The sequence below is a fragment of the Clostridium gasigenes genome, from assembly GCF_900104115.1.
Classification (GTDB): Bacteria; Bacillota; Clostridia; order Clostridiales; family Clostridiaceae; genus Clostridium; species Clostridium gasigenes.
This window is the reverse complement of the sequence record NZ_FNJM01000005.1, coordinates 159,291-179,681: the sequence shown is the minus strand read 5'-3', so window position 1 is coordinate 179,681 and position 20,391 is coordinate 159,291. Positions and strand designations below refer to the sequence as shown.

Sequence of the window (20,391 nt, the reverse complement as noted above, 5' to 3'; positions counted from 1 at the left end):
TCCTTCTAATTGATATATCTTATCGAAGATTATATCATATAAATTTGAATTTTCTAAATATTTTTTTACTACAATAACTTTATATTATAAATTACCAACTAAAAAGAGCCATATTTCAATAAACTAATTGAAATATGGCTCTTATTTATATTTATGATCTTATTTTGAATAATCGTAGAAACCTCTACCTGATTTTCTACCAAGCCATCCAGCTCTAACATACTTTCTTAAAAGACTAGTAGCTCTATACTTAGTATCTCCTGTTTCACTGTATAAAACATCCATGATTGCTAAGCAAACATCTAATCCTATTAAATCTCCAAGTGCTAAAGGTCCCATTGGGTGATTAGCACCATATTTCATTGCAGTGTCAATATCTTCTACTGAAGCTATTCCTTCTGCTAATATAGCTGTTGCTTCGTTTATCATAGGAATAAGTATTCTGTTAACAACAAACCCTGGAGCTTCTGCAACTTCTACTGGCTCTTTTCCAATAGCTATTGATAAAATTTTAACTGTATCAAAAGTTTCTTGTGATGTAGCCATTCCCTTAATAATTTCAACTAATTTCATAACTGGAGCTGGATTAAAGAAATGCATTCCTATAACCTTATCTGCTCTTTTTGTAGCTGATGCTACTTCAGTTATTGATAAAGATGAAGTATTTGAAGCTAAGATAGTTTCTGGTTTACAGATAAGGTCTAATTCAGCAAATATTTCTCTTTTAATCTTCATATTTTCAACTGCTGCTTCAACAACTAAGTCACAATCTGCAGCTAAATTCAAATCTGTAGTTCCTGATATTCTTGAAAGTATTTCTTCTTTAGCTTCTTCAGTCATCTTGCCCTTAGCAACTTGTCTGCTTAAACCTTTATTTATTCCAGCTATTCCTCTTTCAACGAATTCTTCTTTTATATCTCTAACTATAACTTCATGTCCTTTTTGTGCAAAAGCTTGAACTATTCCAGCTCCCATTGTTCCAGCACCAAGTACAAATATTTTTTCCATAATATATACCCTCCTAAATTTTAAATTTATCTACATCTATCCCTAGTTGAGGAAGTAGTACTTAAGGAACTTCAAAAAATAATTAGTCAGATTTCAGTTTATTTTCTTTCCGCTCCCTTACCCTAAATCCTACTTCCTCATCCTATAATTTAACCATATATACAGAGTATTTCTAATCGAATATCCCTATTAATTCTCATAAATTAATATGTGCAATAATTAACTATAACTGCTTATTCAGCGTCTTTCATAGCCTTTGCTTGAGATATCATCTCTGGTAATACCTTAGCTACATCTCCAACAATTGCATAATCTGCAATTTTCATAATTGGAGCTCCTGCATCTTTGTTTATAGCTATTATCATATCTGCATCTTGCATACCAGCAACATGTTGTATAGCTCCTGATATTCCACACGCTATATAGATGTTTGGTCTTACAGTTTTACCAGTTTGACCAACTTGGTAAGCCTTATCGATCCAACCATTATCTATAGCTGCTCTTGAACCTGCGACAGTTCCACCTAAAACTTCAGCTAACTCATCTAATAGTTCGAAGTTTTCTTTTGTTGAAACACCTCTACCACCTGATACTATTATATTAGCTTCACCAATATCAACTATATCCTTGTTTTCCTTAACTATTTCAATAATCTTAGTTCTTATATCACTATCTACTAAGTTTACTTCAACTATTTCAGTAACAAATTCTGCTTCTGATTTTGGAAGTTTTGTGAAAACTCCTGGTCTTATTGTAGCCATTTGTGGTCTATGATCTGGGCAAGCAATTGTAGCCATTAAGTTACCACCAAAAGCTGGTCTTGTAGCTAAAAGATCCCCATGTTCACCTTCTACATCTAATCCAGTACAGTCAGCCGTTAAACCAGTTGATAATCTAGCTGCGACTCTTGGTCCTAAATCTCTACCAATGAAAGTAGCTCCAATAAATAATATTCCTGGTTTTCTTTCTCTAGCTAAGTCACAGATAACCTTAGTATATCCATCAGTTGTATAATTTTTTAATAATTCACTTTCAACAACTAGTACTTCGTCAGCACCATGTGTTCCAAGATCTTCTATTAAAGCCTTAACATTATCACCAAGTAAAAGAGCAGTTAATTTAACTCCTAATTTATCAGCAATTTTTCTACCTTCGCCAAGTATTTCAAGAGAAACTTTTTGAAGTTCTCCGCCTCTTTGCTCAGCAAATACCCAAACGCCATTATAATCTGCTATATTCATCTTTTTCCCCTCCTATAATTACTAGATATAGTGTCTTTCCTTTAATTTTGCTAAAACATATTTAGCAGCTTCCATAGGTGTTTCTTGAACTAATTCTCCAACACCCTTTAATTCTTTAGTCATTGATTTTTTAACCTTAGTTGGTGATCCCTTAAGACCAAGTTCTGCTTTATCTACTTCTATATCATCTGCTGACCATATAGTAATCTTTTTATCAGCTTTATCAAATATATATTGAACATTCATATATCTTGGCTCATTTAATTCTTTAATTGCAGTTAAAAGTACTGGAGTTTGAACTTTTATTAGTTCATATCCATCTTCTAATGCTCTATTTATTAACAAACCATCTTCTTCAATTTTAACATTTTGAACATAAGTTACTTGAGGAATATCTAAATGTTCAGCTATTTCTGGTCCAACTTGCGCTGTATCTCCATCAATTGCTTGTCTTCCTGCAAATATTATGTCATATTTAACTTTCTTTAAAGCTCCTGCTAGTGCCTTTGAAGTTGCTAATGTATCAGCTCCTGCAAATGCTCTATCAGTTATAAGTATTGCTTCATCAGCACCCATACATAATGCTTCTCTTAAAGCGTTTTGTGCTTGAGGAGGTCCCATACTTATTACTGTAACTGTAGCTCCTGTAGCTTCCTTTATGTTTAAAGCCTCTTCTAATGCATGTTTATCTTCTGGATTTATAATTGAAGGAACACCCTCTCTAATAAGAGTTCCTGTTTTTGGATCAATTTTAACTGCTGCAGTATCTGGAACTTGTTTTAAACAAACTACTATATTCATCTATAATTCCTCCTTATCTTAATGCGCTACCTGCAATAACCATTTTTTGAACTTCTGAAGTACCTTCATAAATTTCAGTTATCTTAGCGTCTCTCATCATTCTTTCTACTGGGTATTCTTTAGTGTAACCATATCCACCAAAGATTTGAACTGCCTTAGTTGTAACTTCCATAGCTACTTCTGATGCTACAAGTTTTGCTCTTGCTGCATCAACTGCATATGGAAGACCTGCATCCTTTAAGAAGGCTGCTTTATAAACTAAAAGTCTAGCTGATTCAACTCTAACATCCATATCCGCTATCATCCATTGTAAACCTTGGAATGCTGATAATGGTTTACCGAATTGTTTTCTTTCCTTCATATATGTGCAAGCTTCTTCTAAAGCTCCTTCTGCAATTCCTAGTGCTTGAGCTGCTATACCAATTCTACCACCATCAAGTGTTTTCATTGCTACTCCAAATCCTCTACCTTCTTGTCCAATTAAGTTTTCCTTTGGAACTATACAGTTTTGCATAACTAATTCTGTAGTTGAAGATGCTCTAATTCCTAGCTTATCTTCATGCTTTCCTATTGAGAAACCTGGGAAGTCTTTTTCAACTATAAATGTTGATATTCCTTTTGTTCCCTTGCTTCTATCTGTCATTGCAAATATTATGAAAGTCTCCGCAACTCCACCATTTGTTATAAATATTTTTGAACCATTTAAGATATAGTTGTCCCCATCTAAAACAGCAGTTGTTTGTTGTCCGGATGCATCTGTACCTGCTCCTGGTTCAGTTAACCCAAAGGCTCCAAGCTTTTCACCTTTTGCAAGTGGAGTTAAATATTTAACTTTTTGATCTGCGTTACCAAATTGGTTTATTAATGATGCACAAAGTGAAGTATGAGCAGATACTATAACACCAGTTGTACCACAAACCTTTGATAATTCTTCTACTGTTAGGATATATGAAAGAGTATCTCCGCCAGCTCCACCATATTCTTTAGAAAATGGAATCCCAAGCATACCTAGCTTAGCCATTTTTTCAACGTTTTCCATTGGAAATCTTTCAGTTTGATCTATTTCAGCAGCAATTGGTTTAACTTCGTTTATAGCGAACTCTCTAACCATTTGTCTTACTAATTCTTGTTCTCTAGTTAATGTAAAATTCATTCAAGTTACCTCCTTATAATTAGGCTTTTTTTAGAAAATAATTAATTACTTTCTAAAAACCTCCTTACACTTTTTATTTGTTTGAATATTTATATTATTTTTTATTTATTTAATATTGCGACTATTTATTTTGGAAGTTTTTGGTTCTTCTTTCTATGAAAGCACCCATTCCCTCTACTTGATCTTCTGTCGCAAAACATTTTCCAAAATCTTCAGCTTCAATTACTATTGCACTATCTATGCCTACTTGCATTCCTCTATTAATTGCATCCTTACATAATTTAACTGCAATTGGAGCGTTAGCAATTATCATGTTTGCCATAGCTTTAGCTTCTTCCATTAGACTTTCTAAAGTAACAACTTTATTTACAAGACCTATTCTTAACGCTTCATCAGCCTTAATTATTGCTCCTGTATAAATTAATTCTTTAGCTTTTCCAATTCCAACAATTCTTGGCAGTCTTTGAGTTCCACCAAAACCTGGAGTTATTCCAAGCCCTGCTTCAGGTTGCCCAAATCTAGCTCTTTCCGATGCTATTCTTATGTCACATGACATTGCAAGTTCACATCCACCACCAAGTGCAAAACCTGATATTGCAGCTATTACTGGCTTTCCTAAGTTTTCTAATCTTCTGAACACTTTGTTTCCAAGAATACCAAATTCTTTTCCTTGCTTCTCATTAAGGTCTTTCATTTCAGCAATGTCAGCTCCTGCAACAAAAGCTTTTTCTCCTGATCCTGTAAGGATTACGCAGTAAATATCATTATCATTTTCTAAATCTGTTATAACAATATCTAGATCTGCTAATGTTTCTGAGTTTAAAGCATTTAAAGCCTTTGGTCTATTGATTGTAACAATAGCTAAATTACCTTCTTTTTCAAGAAGTACATTTTTTAATTCCATGCTTAAAGTCCTCCCCTTTTATATCTGCTTAATTTATTAAATTTATAAACTTAGCATAGTTAAAATTTACCCATTTAAATTTCTCATAAGTTGACTTGCTTTTTATTGAAGCCCATAAAAAAACCAATCGTTTTCACTAATCTTTGTTAATATTCTAACAAGTATAGGTAAAAAATAATCGAAGTTTTTAAACTTCAACTATTATTATAATCGTACTATTTAATTATTTCAATATTTATTTCAATTTTTCGATAATTTTAACAATTTAGTTTTTATTATTAACTCTTATGCAATAAATATATTAGCGTTAGTAAACTCTCTGACAGATGTACATTTTCTACAGTAACATCCTCTGGAACTACTAAATCTACTGGTGCAAAATTCCATATACCTTTTACTCCACCTGCAACTAAGGTATCGCATACTTTTTGAGCATTAATTCTTGGTACACATATCATAGCAATATCTATATCATTAACCTGAAGAAAAGGTTCCATATTATCTATATCTTGAATTTCTGTACCCATCATTCTTAAACCTGTAAGTTTCGGGTTAGCATCAAATATACCTTGCAGAAACAAACCTAATTCTGCAAACCTACTGTAATTTGCAATCGCTTGACCAATATTTCCAGCACCTACTATTACTGTTTTATAATCTTTATTTAATCCAAGTATTAAACTTATTTGCTTATATAAGTCCTTAACATTATAACCATAGCCTTGTTGACCAAAATCACCAAAGCAATTCAAATCTTGACGTATTTGCGAAGCTGTAAATCCGATTTTTTCCCCAAGTTCTTTTGAAGAAATTCTATCAACATCATTTTTCATTAGCTCTTGTAAATATCTATGATATTTAGGTAATCGCTTAATTACAGCCATAGAAATATTCTTTTTCTTTTCCATACTGTACACTTCTCCTTAACATTTTAGTTATTTTAATTTAATATATATAATAATATCATATCCTACTTATTTAATCTATATTTAAACTTTTTCTATTTTTAACTTTTAGCAGTTATCCATTTAACAAAGTTGTAAATTTTATTATTAAGGCATCTTCAAAAAATAACTAGATACATACTAGTCTTTTTTTGAAGATTCCTAATATAAAAATATTTTTTCATACTTTTAAATTTTATTATAATAACATCTGAAAATAATAATTTTTATAAAAAAAAGAGACTTATGTATAACGTAGCAGATGCGTTATACATAAGTCTCACAATTTAATACAGAGCCAAGCTCTGTAACAAGATTCACGATCTTGTATGCTATCCCTACGCCTGAAATTTTTAACCTCACTAATTATATTTAAAATGATGAAATTTGTCAATGGCTATTTTAGGCATCTTGTCGAATTTAGGACTGCAATTATTGTTACACCTACATCTGCAAAAACTGCTGCCCACATACTAGCCATTCCTAAAGCTACAAGTATAAGAACGAATGCTTTAATTCCTAATGAAAATATTATATTTTGCCATAAAATCTTATTAGTTTTTCTAGCTATTTTTATAGCTTCAACTAAAGATTCTGGATTATCCTTCATCAATACAACATCAGCAGCTTCAATTGCTGCATCTGATCCAATTCCCCCCATTGCAATTCCTATATCGGCTCTTGCAAGTACTGGCGCATCATTTATTCCATCTCCTACAAACGCTATTTTACTCTTAGAATTCTTAGCCTTAAGCAATGTTTCTATTTTTTCAACCTTATCTATTGGTAATAATTCTGAGAATACTTTATCTATTCCTATAATTTTTCCAACTCTTTCTGCCACTGATTTTCTATCTCCTGTCAGCATAACAGTTGTATGCACCCCAATTTTCTTTAACTCTTTTATAGCATTTGCTGCATCTTCTTTTATCTCATCTGAAATAATTATATTTCCTTTATATTCTTTATTTATTGCTACATGAATTATTGTTCCTATAGATTCTACTTCATTGTATTTTATATTGAACATATTCATTAATTTATAATTACCAAGAAGTATATCTTCTTCATTAATTTTAACACTAATTCCATGGCCAGATACTTCTTCATAATTTTTAATTTGATCCTTATTAATTTCTTTCCCGTAAGCTTTAACTATTGATTGAGCAATTGGATGATTTGATAGTGACTCACCTAAAGCTGCAATTTCCAATAACTTATCTTTTTCTATATCTACTGCATTTATTTCTGTTACTTTAAATACACCTTTAGTTAATGTTCCTGTCTTATCAAAAACTACAGTATCAATATCTTTTAAAGCTTCAAGGTAATTTCCACCCTTAATTAATATTCCTTTTTTAGAAGCTCCACCAATTCCTGCAAATAATCCTAAAGGAATTGAAACAACTAACGCACAAGGACATGATACAACTAAAAATGATAAAGCTCTATATATCCAAATATTAAATGTTTGCCCTGGTATTAAAAGCGGTGGTAATATAGCTAATGCCAATGCTGAAAATACTACTATTGGAGTATATATCTTTGCAAATTTTGTTATAAATTTCTCTGTTGGAGCTTTTTTATTTGATGCATTTTCAACTAATTCTAATATTCTAGCTACAGTTGATTCACCAAATTCTTTAGTTACCTTAACTTTTAAAACTCCATTTGTATTTATACATCCTGCTAATATTTCATTATCTACTGTTATTTCTCTTGGAACTGATTCCCCTGTTAAAGCACTAGTATCAACAAAACTTTTTCCTTCTATAACTATTCCATCTAAAGGAACTCTTTCTCCTGGTTTAACAATAATTATTTCCTCAACCCCCACCTCTTCAGGTGACACTCTTCTTTCATCATTCCCATTTAATATATTTGCATAATCTGCTCTTATATCCATCAATGATGTTATTGATTTTCTTGAATGGTTAACTGCATAACTTTGGAACAGTTCTCCAACTTCATAAAATAACATAACTGCAACGGCTTCTGGATATTCTCCTATTATAAATGCGCCTAAAGTTGCAACTGTCATTAAGAAGTTTTCATCAAAAATTTCACCTCTTAATATATTTCTAATAGCTGTTAAAACAACTTTTCCACCTATTAACCCGTAACTTATTGCAAATAATATTATTGAAAGCAGTCCATTACCATTAGTTATAATTGCTATAATGTATATTATAGCTCCAATTATTAAAGTTAAATTATCTTTTATTTTAAAACTTTGTCCATCATGTGAATGGTCGTGACCATGTTCTTCTTTATGCTTATCTTCATGGTGCAATTCATGATTACCTTCTACATTGTTAACATTAGTTTTCTTTGTATGATTATGACCTTTATCCAAACATCCTGAATCATCACTTGAGTGTTCATGTTTATGATCACTAATTGAACATTTTGCACTTTCACATTTTTTAATATTTCGATTAGCTACTACCTTTCCAATTTTCTCCGTAACCTTAACACCTGGTTCTAATTTTTTAATTATATTTTTTACTTGATTAATTATATCTTCTTTTTCATAACCATCTTTTATTTCTAAAATTAAAGTAGCAGTTGAAAAATTTACAGTGGCTTCTTTAATGCTTTCTAGCTTATTAATCCTATCTTCTATTTTATTTGCGCAATTAGCACAATCTAATCCATTTAACAAAAACTTTTTTTCCATTATTATTCCCCCTTTAAACTTTAATTTAAGAATTATATTATTCTGTTATATGACTAAGTCCTGCGTCAAAAATATGCTTTATATGATCATCATCTAATGAATAGTATATTACTTTCCCATCTCTTCTGTATTTAACTAATCTATTAGACTTTAAAACTCTTAATTGATGGGAAATAGCTGATTGAGTCATATTTAAAAGATTCGCTATATCACATACACACATTTCTGCTTCAAATAAAGCACATAATATTTTTATTCTAGTTGAATCACCAAAAACCTTAAATAACTCTGCTAAATCATATAGTGTTTCTTCCTTAGGAATAGATAATCTAACTTTTTCTACTACATCTTTATGAATTACGTTACAACTACACTTTTCTATTTTATTATTATCCTCCATAAATTGCTCCTTACAACACATGAATATATGCTCATATGTTTCTCTTAATTCATTATATGCTTTCCCTAGTAAAATTGTCAACTATACTTTTAGTTATATTCACGCAACAAAAATAGAACTTACTATTTATAAATAGTAAGTTCTATTTTAAATTACAATTTGAAAACAAATAATACTCAACCGTCTAAAATAGCTTATTCAACTTGTTATTATCTTTATGCTCCCTAACTTAATGATTAACCTTATATTCTTTTATCTTTTCATTTATAAGTACTTCATCTAAAATCATATTAATAACGCTTTGACATACATAATATGCAAAATCTAAATCATTATTATATTCCATTACTTTTTCATATTCTTGTTGAAGGTCCATAATATAACTTCTAATTTCTTTGGAGTTTATACTTCTTTCTATATCTTTTCTTATTTTGAATTCTTTAGCTACTCTAGATAAATCTCTCTCATACATAACATGTTCTTTCATTACATTTGCACTTTTAAATTCCCATCTCTTATTATGGGGAACACAGAAAAAGTCACATAAAAAATGGCAAACAACACCCAATTCTTGACTAAATCTATTTTCATAATGGTTCTTATATATATCCTCCAAACTTAATGATGATAGAAATTGGATCTTATTCACAACCATATCTAAGCTTTCATCAAGATAATGCTTCTTAAATTTATAGGTAGAAACACAATCCGGTTTTATATTTCCCCAAATGAAATGATTTTCATTAATCAACTCTTTTTTATTACTATCCATATTATATATAAAATCTTTAGCTAACATTGTATGAGTATTCATTAACATCTTTTATTTCACCTACTTTTATAATATATTTTTCAAAATCATCAACATTTAAATTATATTATTTTTATATTATTTTTATATTATTATCATAGTCCTATATGTTTATATAAACAATGAGTTATTAATTACACAAACGGTACTTTTTATCTACTACTATATATATTACCTCTTGTGCTATTAAATATAGATTAAAATAGTTAATCTTTTTTTGAATGCCTATTTTTTTTAAATTAAAATAAAAAAAAGATTTATCCTTAAATTTATTAGGATAAATCTCTTTTTTATTATTCAAACATATTTATCATATTCTTCTTTTTCATTTAACTTACTTAATAGATGCTTTATTTCTTGATCTCTATTTTTATCCATAATCAATATTACGTCCCCTGCATCTACTATCACTAAATCTTTAACACCAAGACCTATAATTAAATTTTTTTCTCCGAATATAGAACAATTAGTACATTCTTCTAAATAAACATTGTTACTAACACTATTAGTGTTAACGGTATTTAAATACCTACTTAACGCTGAAAAACTTCCAATATCATCCCATTCGAAATCACTTTTTATTACAAATGCTCTTCTCGTCTTTTGCATTACTCCAAAGTCAATAGATATTCCATCAATTATTTTATATTGCTCTTTTATTACTTCCTCTTCATTTTCTTCTCCTATCGATCTATAAATTTCCATTAATGATTTATAGAGCCTTGGAAGATATTTTTCTATTTCTCTTAGAATTACATCTGCTCTAAAAATAAAGATACCTGAGTTCCATAAATAAGTTCCTTTTTCCAAAAAATCCTTTGCCACTTCAGTGTTAGGTTTTTCGGTAAATCTTTCAACTTTGTATGATGCTCTTTCGCCTAATATTCTCTCTCCCATTTCGATATATCCATATCCGGTTTCCGGCCTTGTTGGTTCTATTCCTAAGGTTACTACACCTTTTCTTTTATTAGCAATATCTACAGCTTGAGATAATGTTTCTATATAATCCTTCTCCCCTTTTATGTGATGATCAGAAGGTAGAACTACCATTACAGCATCTTTGTCTTTTTTTAATAATTTAACTGCTGATAACCCTATACAAGTTGCCGTTTCTTTGTTCTCTGGCTCTGTAAAAATATTTTCTTTTTGAACGTCTTCTAATTCTTCCCTTATTTTTTCTTCATACTCTTGGTTTGTAACTACATAAATATTATCCTTTTTAATTAAAGGAATTATCCTATCTACAGTATTTGCTAAAAAACTTTTATTGTTTATAACCTTTAAGAATTGCTTTGGCCTTTCTGATCTTGATAAAGGATAAAGCCTAGTTCCTTTTCCTCCAGCTAATATAAGCCCGTATATCACTAATTTTCAACTCCATGTAATGCTATTACAGTATTATATGCTCTATATATTTTTTTGTGAAATTATTAATCCTAATATTTTTTATATTATCTTGTAATATTTTATATTAAAATTGACAAAGAAATTTACGACAAATAATTATATTTATTGACTTTTAAAGTTATTAAGTATAAAATTTTATTATCATATTAATTCTCTGTATTAAAAGGGAGTAGTAATAAATATAACATCAACAATCGCGGCCTTAAAAGCCTGGTGTTATATACCAATTTGGTTACGAGACTTTTAATATAATTCTTATTTTAGGTAAGAATTATATTAAAGGTCTCTTTCTTTTTTATGCATCTTTACTCTATATTAATTTTAGATGTAATGAACAAAAGATTTTAGTACCTATTAAAAACCTTGAAGGAGGCATTTTTATGCAAAATTATTTCTCTAAATCCGCTGAGGAAACTTTAAATGATTTTAAAGTAACTAAGGAAGGATTATCTGATAATCAATTTAAATCTAATTTAGAAACCTATGGACACAATGAATTAAGTGAAAAAAAGAAAGCCACTGTACTGCAAGTATTTTTAAGTCAATTTAAAGATTTACTGGTTTGTATCTTAATTGTTGCAGCCATTATTTCTATGGCCACAGGCAACGTGGAAAGTACTTTGGTTATATTTGCAGTTATTATTCTTAATGCAATACTTGGAACTGTTCAACATTTTAAAGCTGAACAATCCTTAGACAGCCTTAAAGCGCTATCCTCTCCTACCACTAAAGTTTTTAGAAACGGTATAAAGCTTGAAGTAAATTCAAAAGATGTTGTACCTGGCGATATTTTAGTTTTAGAATCTGGCGATCTAGTTGTAGCCGATGGTAGAATTATTGAAAACTATTCACTTCAAGTTAATGAAAGTTCTTTAACTGGAGAATCTGAAAGTGTTAATAAAACTATCGAAACTATTAAAGAGGAAGAAATCGCTTTAGGAGATCAAAAGAATATGGTATTTTCCGGTTCTTTAGTTACCTATGGTAGAGCCTTAGTTATAATTACCGGTACAGGTATGTCTACTGAACTAGGTAAAATAGCCACTTTAATGGATCAAACTCAAGAAAAGAAAACACCTCTGCAAGCTAACTTAGATGATTTTAGTAAAAAGCTTGCTATGGCAATACTTGCTATATGTATTTTAGTATTCATACTTAGTATATATAGAGAAGTACCAATTCTTGATTCACTAATGTTTGCTGTTGCTTTAGCAGTTGCTGCTATTCCAGAAGCATTAAGCTCAATTGTTACTATTGTTTTAGCTGTTGGAACTCAAAAAATGGCTAAAGAACATGCTATTATAAAGAAACTTAAAGCGGTTGAAGGTTTAGGTTCTGTATCTATAATATGTTCTGATAAAACTGGTACTTTAACTCAAAATAAAATGACAGTTAACAAAGTTTATGTTGATAATAAACTTATTGATGGAACTACTCTTAACCTAGAGAACTCCGTTGAGAACTATTTATTAAAAAGTGCTATACTTTGTAATGATTCCACTTCAAAAGATGGAAAAGAAATCGGAGATCCAACTGAAGTTGCATTAGTAAATCTATCTCACAAATTTACTATTGATGAATTATCAGTTAGAAATGATTTTAAACGATTAGCTGAATTGCCTTTTGATTCGGATAGAAAATTAATGAGTACTCTTCATCACTTTGATGATAAATATTTAATATTTACCAAAGGTGCTTTTGATGTTTTATTAGATAGAATTAAGTTCATTAAAACTTCTGAAGGAGTTAGAAAAATTTCTTATGAAGATAAGCAAAATATAATTAATACAAATAAACAATTATCCCAAAACGGACTTAGAGTTTTAGCTTTTGCTTATAAGGAAGTAGCTGAGCCAACTGAATTAACTCTTGAAGATGAACATAACTATACTTTCATTGGATTAATATCAATGATTGATCCTCCAAGAGAAGAATCAGCAATTGCTGTTGCAGATTGTATAACTGCTGGTATAAAACCAATTATGATTACTGGCGATCATAAAATAACTGCTTCTGCTATTGCTAAACAAATTGGTATTTTAAGAGATGGCGACAGAGCTATAGAAGGTCTAGAACTTGATAAAATGTCTGACGAGGAGCTTAATGCAAATATAGAATTTATTTCTGTTTATGCTAGAGTATCTCCTGAACATAAAATTAGAATAGTTAGAACTTGGCAAGAAAAAGGGCAAGTAGTTGCTATGACAGGTGATGGTGTAAATGATGCTCCTGCATTAAAACAAGCCGATATCGGAATTGCAATGGGTATTACAGGAACTGAAGTTTCTAAAGATGCTGCATCAGTTATTTTAACAGATGATAACTTTGCGACTATTGTTAAAGCAGTGGCTAATGGTAGAAATATTTATAACAATATTAAAAATGCCATTAAGTTCTTATTATCAGGTAATGCTTCAGGTATAATCTCAGTATTATACGCTTCATTAATGGCATTACCAATGATTTTTGCTCCAGTTCATTTACTATTTATAAATCTTTTAACAGATAGTCTGCCAGCAATTGCAATTGGTACTGAGCGTTCTCGTAAAGATTTATTAAAAGATAAACCTAGAAACACTAACGCATCAATACTATCGAAAGATTTTATTTTAGAAATAGCTGTTGAAGGTTTCATTATAGCTATCTTTACTATTATAGCATTTACCATTGGTTTAAAATATGATAATGCTATAGGCTCAACAATGGCATTTTCAACATTATGCTTAGCTAGATTATTCCACGGTTTTAACTGTAGAGGAAATAGATCAATATTTAAACTTGGATTATTTACTAACAGATATAGTTGGATGGCTTTTGGAACAGGTGTACTATTCTTAAACTTAGTATTATTTGTGCCATTCCTTAAAAAATTATTTGAAGTAGCTACTTTAAATTCTTATCAAATTGGAATGATATACTTACTAGCATTTATTCCAACTGTTATAATTCAAATAATAAAAATTATACAAGATCTTATTGGAGGCAATAAAGAAACTTCTTCACCTCAAGATATTAAAATAGAAGAAGATAAAAGAAATATAGCTTAAAAAAAATATCTGAGTTAGATATCTAACTCAGATATTTTTTTTATTTTTATACAATATTACTTCATTAATTTCTTTATTATACTTATTTTATCATTGTACGGGGCATATCTTATTGGAATATCTATAAATGTCCCCCTTTTAATTACTGATTTCCTATGAGTAAATGTATCGAAGCTTGCCTCACCATGATACGACCCCATACCGCTACTACCTACTCCTCCAAATGGCAAATAAGCACTTGCTACATGTATAATAGTATCATTTATAGTTACTCCTCCAGCAGTAGTATTATTTAAAACATGTTCTATATTATCCTTGTTTTCAGAGAAGTAATATAGTGCTAATGGCTTATCTTTATCATTAACATATCTAATTACTTCATTTATATCTTCAAATTCTAAAACAGGTAATATTGGTCCAAATATTTCTTCTTCCATTATTTTAGAACTATTCTTTATATTAGTTATTACTGTTGGTTCAAAATACAATTCTTTTTCATCATATCCTCCACCAAAAAATATATCCCCATCATTCATATACGACTTTAATCTATCTAATGTTTTTAAGTTTATTAATCTAGTGAAATCTATACTTTCTTTTATATTTTCTCCAAATTGATTTCTTATTTCCTTTACCACAGCTTTCAAAAATTCTTCTTTTATATCCTTATGAACATATAAATAATCCGGAGCTACACAAGTCTGACCTGCATTTAAAAATTTCCCCCAAACTAATCTTTTCGCACTAAGCTCTAGTTTTGCATCCTTGTCCACAATACAAGGACTTTTACCACCAAGTTCTAAAGTTACAGGTATTAAATTTTCAGCAGCTTTTTTCATAACTATTTTGCCAACACCTACACTACCTGTAAAGAATATATAATCAAATCTTAAATCTAATAAATATGAAACTATCTCTTTTCCACCTAAAGGATTCACCACTTTTACATAGCTTTCATCAAAATTATCATTTATTATCTTTTCTAATAAAATAGATGTGTTTATAGTATTTTCTGAAGGTTTTAATATTACACAATTACCCGCAGCTATAGCTGCAACTAATGGTGCTAATATTAGCTGAATTGGATAATTAAAGGGTCCTATTATTAACGCTACCCCATAAGGTTCCTTATAAATATAACTCTTCGCTGGGAAATGAACTAATGGGCTTCTTTTCTTTTCTCTCTTAGCCCATTTTCTAGTATTTTTAATATGAATATTTAGTTCATCATAAACCAATCCAATCTCTGTTGCATAACTTTCAAAAGGTGATTTTCCAAGGTCCTTTTTAAGAGCTTCAATTATCAACTCTTCATTATTCTTTATTATTTTTCTTAACTTTTTTAAATTACTAATTCTAAAATCTATATTTTTAGTTTTCCCTGTATCATAAAACTCTTTTTGTTTTTCAAAGGTTTCTTTTATTTTAATCATATTTTTCCCCCCACTATTCTACCAATGCATTTTTATCTGTCTAAATATATTTAAATGATTCTCCAAACAATTTAATAGGAATTTTAAATTCCGGTATTCCTGTTACATATGGTGCAATCTCATACAGTCCAAAATACACTACCAAATTATTTCCATCTATAAAATATTGCTGATTTTTATTAATTCCATTAAACCCATCCTTACCAGGAAAATAAATATCAGGATTTTTAGCTATTTGTTTTTTTATTTCGTTATTAATTACTTTTTCATATTCATACTCATCTACAAATAAATCATTTAACAATAGTTCTCGTCCAGTATTAATATCTATGTTATAAGATACTCTATTTGTTATTTCATGAGCACCTCCAGTATATTGATAATAATCAATATAAAAACTTAATATCTTATTTTGGCTTTTCATAGTGTATTTTGCTATTAATTGATATGGGAATATAGGATATACATTATTAGGACCTCCATAATATTCCTGTGCGATTTCTTTAGCATCCTTTATCCACATATTGGTAAAATCTAAAATCTTGTTGTTGATAACTTTTTCTGCCTCTTTATTATTTAATCCATTAATTTGAGGTATTTTTACATCAATAGTCAAATAATCATTTTTTTCTTTTATAATTTTATCCACAACTAACGATGATTCAACAAATTGACTGTTTAAATTTATCAACACCCCTTGTGGACAAGTATTAGTAATAGCAATTAATATGATTAAAATACTTACACACCTATTTAATAGCTTCATTATATAGTTCCTCCTTATATGATAAAATAATATAAAAACCTTATATTTATTCTTATTATTTACATAAACAGAGTAAATTATCAACATAGCTATAAAAAAAATTCAACAAGTTATCCACAGGCTATTGTGGATTATGTGTATAACATACATTAATTGTCTACTATTCCAATAACATTATTATAATATATTTTTTTACATGAATACATTATTAATTCAAATTATATTATATTAATAATTTAATATAAAAATGACCCTTAAATTTTATTCAAGGGTCATTTTAGTCACTTTTTTTAAAATAGATCAATTTGCTAATCTATTTTTTGAAAGCACCTTATCTAATGTATCTTCAAAAACACTTAAAGTGTCTTTGCCGATTCTGATATTAGTTCATTTAATTTTATAAGTTCTCTTGATGTAAGATCTCTCCACTGTCCCATTCTAAGTTTAGATATATTTATATTCATAATTCGTATTCTTTCTAACTTTACTACCTTGTAACCTAAGGCTTCTGTCATCCGTCTAATTTGTCTGTTCATACCTTCTGTTAAATTTATTTTAAACATGAATTTTCCTTGTCTCTCAACCAAACATTCTTTAGTAACTGTTCCAAGAATCTCGACCCCACTACCCATTTTATTTATAAAATCATGAGTCATCATTTTATCAACAGTAACCACATATTCCTTTTCATGATTGTTTCCAGCTCTTAATATTTTATTAACTATATCACCATCATTAGTTAATAAAATTAGTCCTTGTGAATCTTTATCCAACCTTCCAATTGGAAATATTCTTTCTCTATGTTTAACGAAATCAATTATATTACCCTTAACATTTTTTTCAGTTGTACAGGTTATCCCCACTGGTTTATTTAAAACTATATAAACTAAATTTTCAACCTTATTTATAGATTTTCCATCAACTTTAACAACTTGACCTTTTGTAACCTTGATTCCCATTGTCGCTTTAACATCATCAACGGTAACCCTTCCCATTTCTACTAAGTTATCAGCCTGACGTCTTGAGCATATTCCAGTTTCACTTATATATTTATTTAACCTTATTTCTTCATTTCTATCAGTATGAACTATTATTGGTTCTTTATCTACATCACTTTTTTTATTATACTTTTTATTAGTAAAATTTTTATTTCCTGGTTTATTTTTAGATTTATTTTTATCACTATTTTTTTGTTGCATATTATTCACCTATTCACTCTCTCTATTGATTTATGTAATGTTCATTTCCCGAATTATTAAATTTAACCATTATATCATTATCTTCTAAAAACTTTTTTGTTTCTTCTAAGGTTTCGAAATCAATCATTTCTCCACTTACAGTTATTAAAACATCATTAGTTGGAATCATTTCATTTTTTAAGGAGTATTTTAATATTTCATATAAAGATTCATCCATACCTTTATCTTCAATTTGGATTTCCTTTAACATTTCTACACCTTTAGTTGTGGGACTTTGCGTATTTACAACTTTATTAAAGCTGTTAACTTCAATTTTAATTGCAGATGTTGTGTTAATTACTATAGTTTTTGTTATTGTTGTATATCTATTTATCGCAATAGATACCATTATAATAATTAATATTCCTATTATTGATATATGTAATTTATAACTTCTCAAACCCTTACTTTCAGATCCAGTTACTTCTTCGCCAATATCTATATTATCTCTCTTGTCTATTTTCTTGAATTCACCTTTAGATGTTAATATAGTTGCTCTTTTTTTTGATTTAGAAATTACTATTCCTGTAAATACTTCTTTTGATTTATCTAATTTTAAGCCCTTAACTTCTAATCCTACTACACTTTCTTCTATTTTTAAATAGTCCTGAATATATTTATAATTTGGATTTCCTAAAATCACTACATATGCTATTATATAGTCTTGCCATAATTCCAAAAAAGATCTCGCTACTTGTATTTTTCCTTTAATCTTAATTATTGGTAAGGCTCTATCTTTAATTGTTTTTTCATAGCATTCTAAATCAGATACTATGTAATATGCAATATTTAAAATTTGGTTTCTTATATCATCACTTGGACATTGATTAACTAAATCTTTTATTAACACATTATATAGTTCTATTTCATTCCCCATTAAAACTATTTGATTTCCTCTTTGTTTAACAATTGTTGCACCAGCTAAACTAAGTTGGTGCAACGAAGAAAATCTGAATTTGTAATTATCAAAACCACTCATTTTTTCACCTCTTTGAAACTACTATATCACCTTCGTATCTATTAACTTCCCCTTAATAATCACTCTTTGTTTTGCTCCTACTGTACATGTTATTAATGTTATTGTTGCATCTTCTGTTTGGTCTAAAACCTCAACATTTTCAGGATCTACTATGAAATTTTTATCTATTTGATATATAAACTCTTTTCCTCTACTTTTAACACTTACTAAATCTCCAGGTTTTAATTTATATAAATTTATGAACGCTTCTGAGTAATTCGATACTCTATGACCTGCAACAGCAAAATTTCCTTTTTCCCCTGGCTTTACAGAACTTTCAAAGTGTCCTATATAATACTGAAGTATTTCATCCGTTACCCCTTCTACTAATCCTTGTGATAATTCTATGCTTGGTATTTCAATTAATCCGATCGGTGTATATCCTAAATTATCCAACTCTTTATTTTCAGTTGTTTTTTCACTAGTTGAATCTTCTTTTATAACATCTTGAAGAACTTCTTTTAACTCATTTTGCTTTTTATTTGTCTCAATTCTATTATATATTACTGAGCCAATTAAACCTATACCTACAATTACCAAAATTAATCCTACTATCCTTCTAAACTTTTCTATCAAAGCTAATCCTCCAATAACATTTATTACTTTTTTACATATATTATACCATAAACAATGTGTATTTTTTATTATTTCTAATTTAAACCTAGTATTTTACGAGGTGATTTTTATGAAAGGAAATGTTATTTATGTTGACTTTAAATTTACTCACAAAAGAATTGTTTCAAAAAAGCTCTATCTATTCTGCCGAGTTAATTATTTTTTAAAAAAGTTTTTCATTTTTTTTGTAAAAGATACTTCTAAGCCTTCAAAAATCTATGCGTTCAAAAAAATTTTATGAGTCTTATAGCTAACTATCCATATTTACTAATAATATTTTATGATTATAATTGATAGGTTTTAATTTTACCAATTATCTTCTTCATAATATAAAATAGTATAATTGGATAGTTATTTTTCGAAGCTTTTTTATTCATTGTGATATAATAAAATTATTATTTTATTATATAGGAGGATTTCAAATTGAGAATTGGAATGGGATACGATGTACATAGATTAGTCGAAAATAGAGATTTAATTTTAGGTGGGGTTACTATACCTTATAAAAAAGGACTACTAGGGCATTCAGATGCAGATGTATTAGTGCATGCAGTTATTGATTCTTTGCTTGGTGCTACCGCTTTAGGAGATATAGGAACACATTTTCCTGACACCGATCCAAAATATAAAAACATATCTAGCATAGATCTTTTAAAAGAAGTGGGTATACTAATCCATACTAATGGATATTCGATAAGCAATATAGATTCAACCATAATTGCACAGGCTCCCAAAATGTCCCCTCATATTCAAACTATGAGAGAAAACATTTCAAAAGCCCTTAATATTACTCTTGATAAAATAAATATTAAGGCAACTACGGAAGAAGGCCTTGGATTTACTGGTACTGGTGAAGGTATATCCTCTCAAAGCATTTGCTTAGTAACTAATTTATAAACATTAGAAATAGGACGCGAAAAATAAC

17 protein-coding genes are annotated in these 20,391 nt (G+C 29.1%); 2 read left to right on the top strand and 15 right to left on the bottom strand.

Features of this window, described 5'->3' with window-relative positions:
• Positions 1–159: 159 nt before the first annotated feature.
• The 10 genes from BLS77_RS10825 to BLS77_RS10780 form a co-directional block, all read right to left on the bottom strand.
• On the bottom strand, positions 160–1,008 hold the full coding sequence (locus BLS77_RS10825; RefSeq protein WP_089969415.1) for a 3-hydroxybutyryl-CoA dehydrogenase: 849 nt from the start codon (positions 1,006–1,008) through the stop codon (positions 160–162).
• 233 nt (positions 1,009–1,241) lie between these two features.
• Complete coding sequence (locus BLS77_RS10820; RefSeq protein WP_089969412.1) at positions 1,242–2,249, bottom strand: electron transfer flavoprotein subunit alpha/FixB family protein; 1,008 nt, start codon at positions 2,247–2,249, stop codon at positions 1,242–1,244.
• A gap of 21 nt (positions 2,250–2,270) precedes the next feature.
• Positions 2,271–3,050: an electron transfer flavoprotein subunit beta/FixA family protein gene (locus BLS77_RS10815; RefSeq protein WP_089969410.1), complete on the bottom strand. Its 780-nt coding sequence runs from the start codon at positions 3,048–3,050 to the stop codon at positions 2,271–2,273.
• Positions 3,051–3,063: 13 nt separating this feature from the next.
• Entirely contained in the window at positions 3,064–4,203 is a 1,140-nt protein-coding gene (locus BLS77_RS10810; protein WP_089969407.1) for an acyl-CoA dehydrogenase, read from the bottom strand.
• 121 nt (positions 4,204–4,324) lie between these two features.
• Positions 4,325–5,107: a short-chain-enoyl-CoA hydratase gene (locus tag BLS77_RS10805; RefSeq protein ID WP_089969404.1), complete on the bottom strand. Its 783-nt coding sequence runs from the start codon at positions 5,105–5,107 to the stop codon at positions 4,325–4,327.
• A 278-nt stretch (positions 5,108–5,385) separates the two neighbouring features.
• Positions 5,386–6,015: a redox-sensing transcriptional repressor Rex gene (locus tag BLS77_RS10800; protein WP_089969401.1), complete on the bottom strand. Its 630-nt coding sequence runs from the start codon at positions 6,013–6,015 to the stop codon at positions 5,386–5,388.
• A gap of 433 nt (positions 6,016–6,448) precedes the next feature.
• Complete coding sequence (locus tag BLS77_RS10795; protein WP_089969398.1) at positions 6,449–8,731, bottom strand: heavy metal translocating P-type ATPase; 2,283 nt, start codon at positions 8,729–8,731, stop codon at positions 6,449–6,451.
• Between the two features lie 37 nt (positions 8,732–8,768).
• Positions 8,769–9,131 (bottom strand): ArsR/SmtB family transcription factor, encoded by a 363-nt coding sequence (locus BLS77_RS10790; RefSeq protein ID WP_089969396.1) that lies wholly within the window; start codon positions 9,129–9,131, stop codon positions 8,769–8,771.
• Between the two features lie 229 nt (positions 9,132–9,360).
• Positions 9,361–9,951 carry a zinc dependent phospholipase C family protein gene (locus BLS77_RS10785; RefSeq protein WP_089969393.1) on the bottom strand — a complete coding sequence of 197 codons (591 nt, stop codon included), beginning with the start codon at positions 9,949–9,951 and terminating at the stop codon, positions 9,361–9,363.
• A gap of 288 nt (positions 9,952–10,239) precedes the next feature.
• A complete protein-coding gene (locus BLS77_RS10780) occupies positions 10,240–11,307 on the bottom strand; it encodes a mannose-1-phosphate guanylyltransferase (RefSeq protein ID WP_089969390.1) in 1,068 nt (355 codons plus the stop codon).
• Between the two features lie 422 nt (positions 11,308–11,729).
• On the opposite strand from BLS77_RS10780, the gene BLS77_RS10775 reads away from it, so the two are divergent.
• The gene (locus tag BLS77_RS10775; protein WP_089969387.1) at positions 11,730–14,396 is read left to right on the top strand and encodes a cation-translocating P-type ATPase; all 2,667 of its coding nucleotides are present in this window, start codon (positions 11,730–11,732) and stop codon (positions 14,394–14,396) included.
• Positions 14,397–14,452: 56 nt separating this feature from the next.
• On the opposite strand, the gene BLS77_RS10770 is transcribed toward BLS77_RS10775, so the two are convergent.
• From BLS77_RS10770 to BLS77_RS10750, 5 genes are all read right to left on the bottom strand, one after another.
• Positions 14,453–15,829, bottom strand: a complete 1,377-nt coding sequence (locus tag BLS77_RS10770; RefSeq protein ID WP_089969384.1) for an aldehyde dehydrogenase — start codon at positions 15,827–15,829, stop codon at positions 14,453–14,455.
• 40 nt (positions 15,830–15,869) lie between these two features.
• Positions 15,870–16,595 carry a DUF3298 and DUF4163 domain-containing protein gene (locus BLS77_RS10765; protein WP_089969381.1) on the bottom strand — a complete coding sequence of 242 codons (726 nt, stop codon included), beginning with the start codon at positions 16,593–16,595 and terminating at the stop codon, positions 15,870–15,872.
• A 356-nt stretch (positions 16,596–16,951) separates the two neighbouring features.
• Positions 16,952–17,794 (bottom strand): 23S rRNA pseudouridine(2604) synthase RluF, encoded by an 843-nt coding sequence (gene rluF / locus BLS77_RS10760; protein ID WP_089969378.1) that lies wholly within the window; start codon positions 17,792–17,794, stop codon positions 16,952–16,954.
• Positions 17,795–17,816: 22 nt separating this feature from the next.
• Positions 17,817–18,812, bottom strand: coding sequence for an anti-sigma factor domain-containing protein (locus tag BLS77_RS10755; protein WP_089969375.1), 996 nt, complete (start codon positions 18,810–18,812; stop codon positions 17,817–17,819).
• Between the two features lie 21 nt (positions 18,813–18,833).
• Positions 18,834–19,427: a class D sortase gene (locus tag BLS77_RS10750; protein WP_089969372.1), complete on the bottom strand. Its 594-nt coding sequence runs from the start codon at positions 19,425–19,427 to the stop codon at positions 18,834–18,836.
• Positions 19,428–19,889: 462 nt separating this feature from the next.
• Here BLS77_RS10750 and ispF point away from each other — a divergent pair, with 462 nt between their 5' ends.
• Positions 19,890–20,363: a 2-C-methyl-D-erythritol 2,4-cyclodiphosphate synthase gene (gene ispF / locus BLS77_RS10745; protein WP_089969369.1), complete on the top strand. Its 474-nt coding sequence runs from the start codon at positions 19,890–19,892 to the stop codon at positions 20,361–20,363.
• The last annotated feature ends 28 nt before the right edge of the window (positions 20,364–20,391 follow it).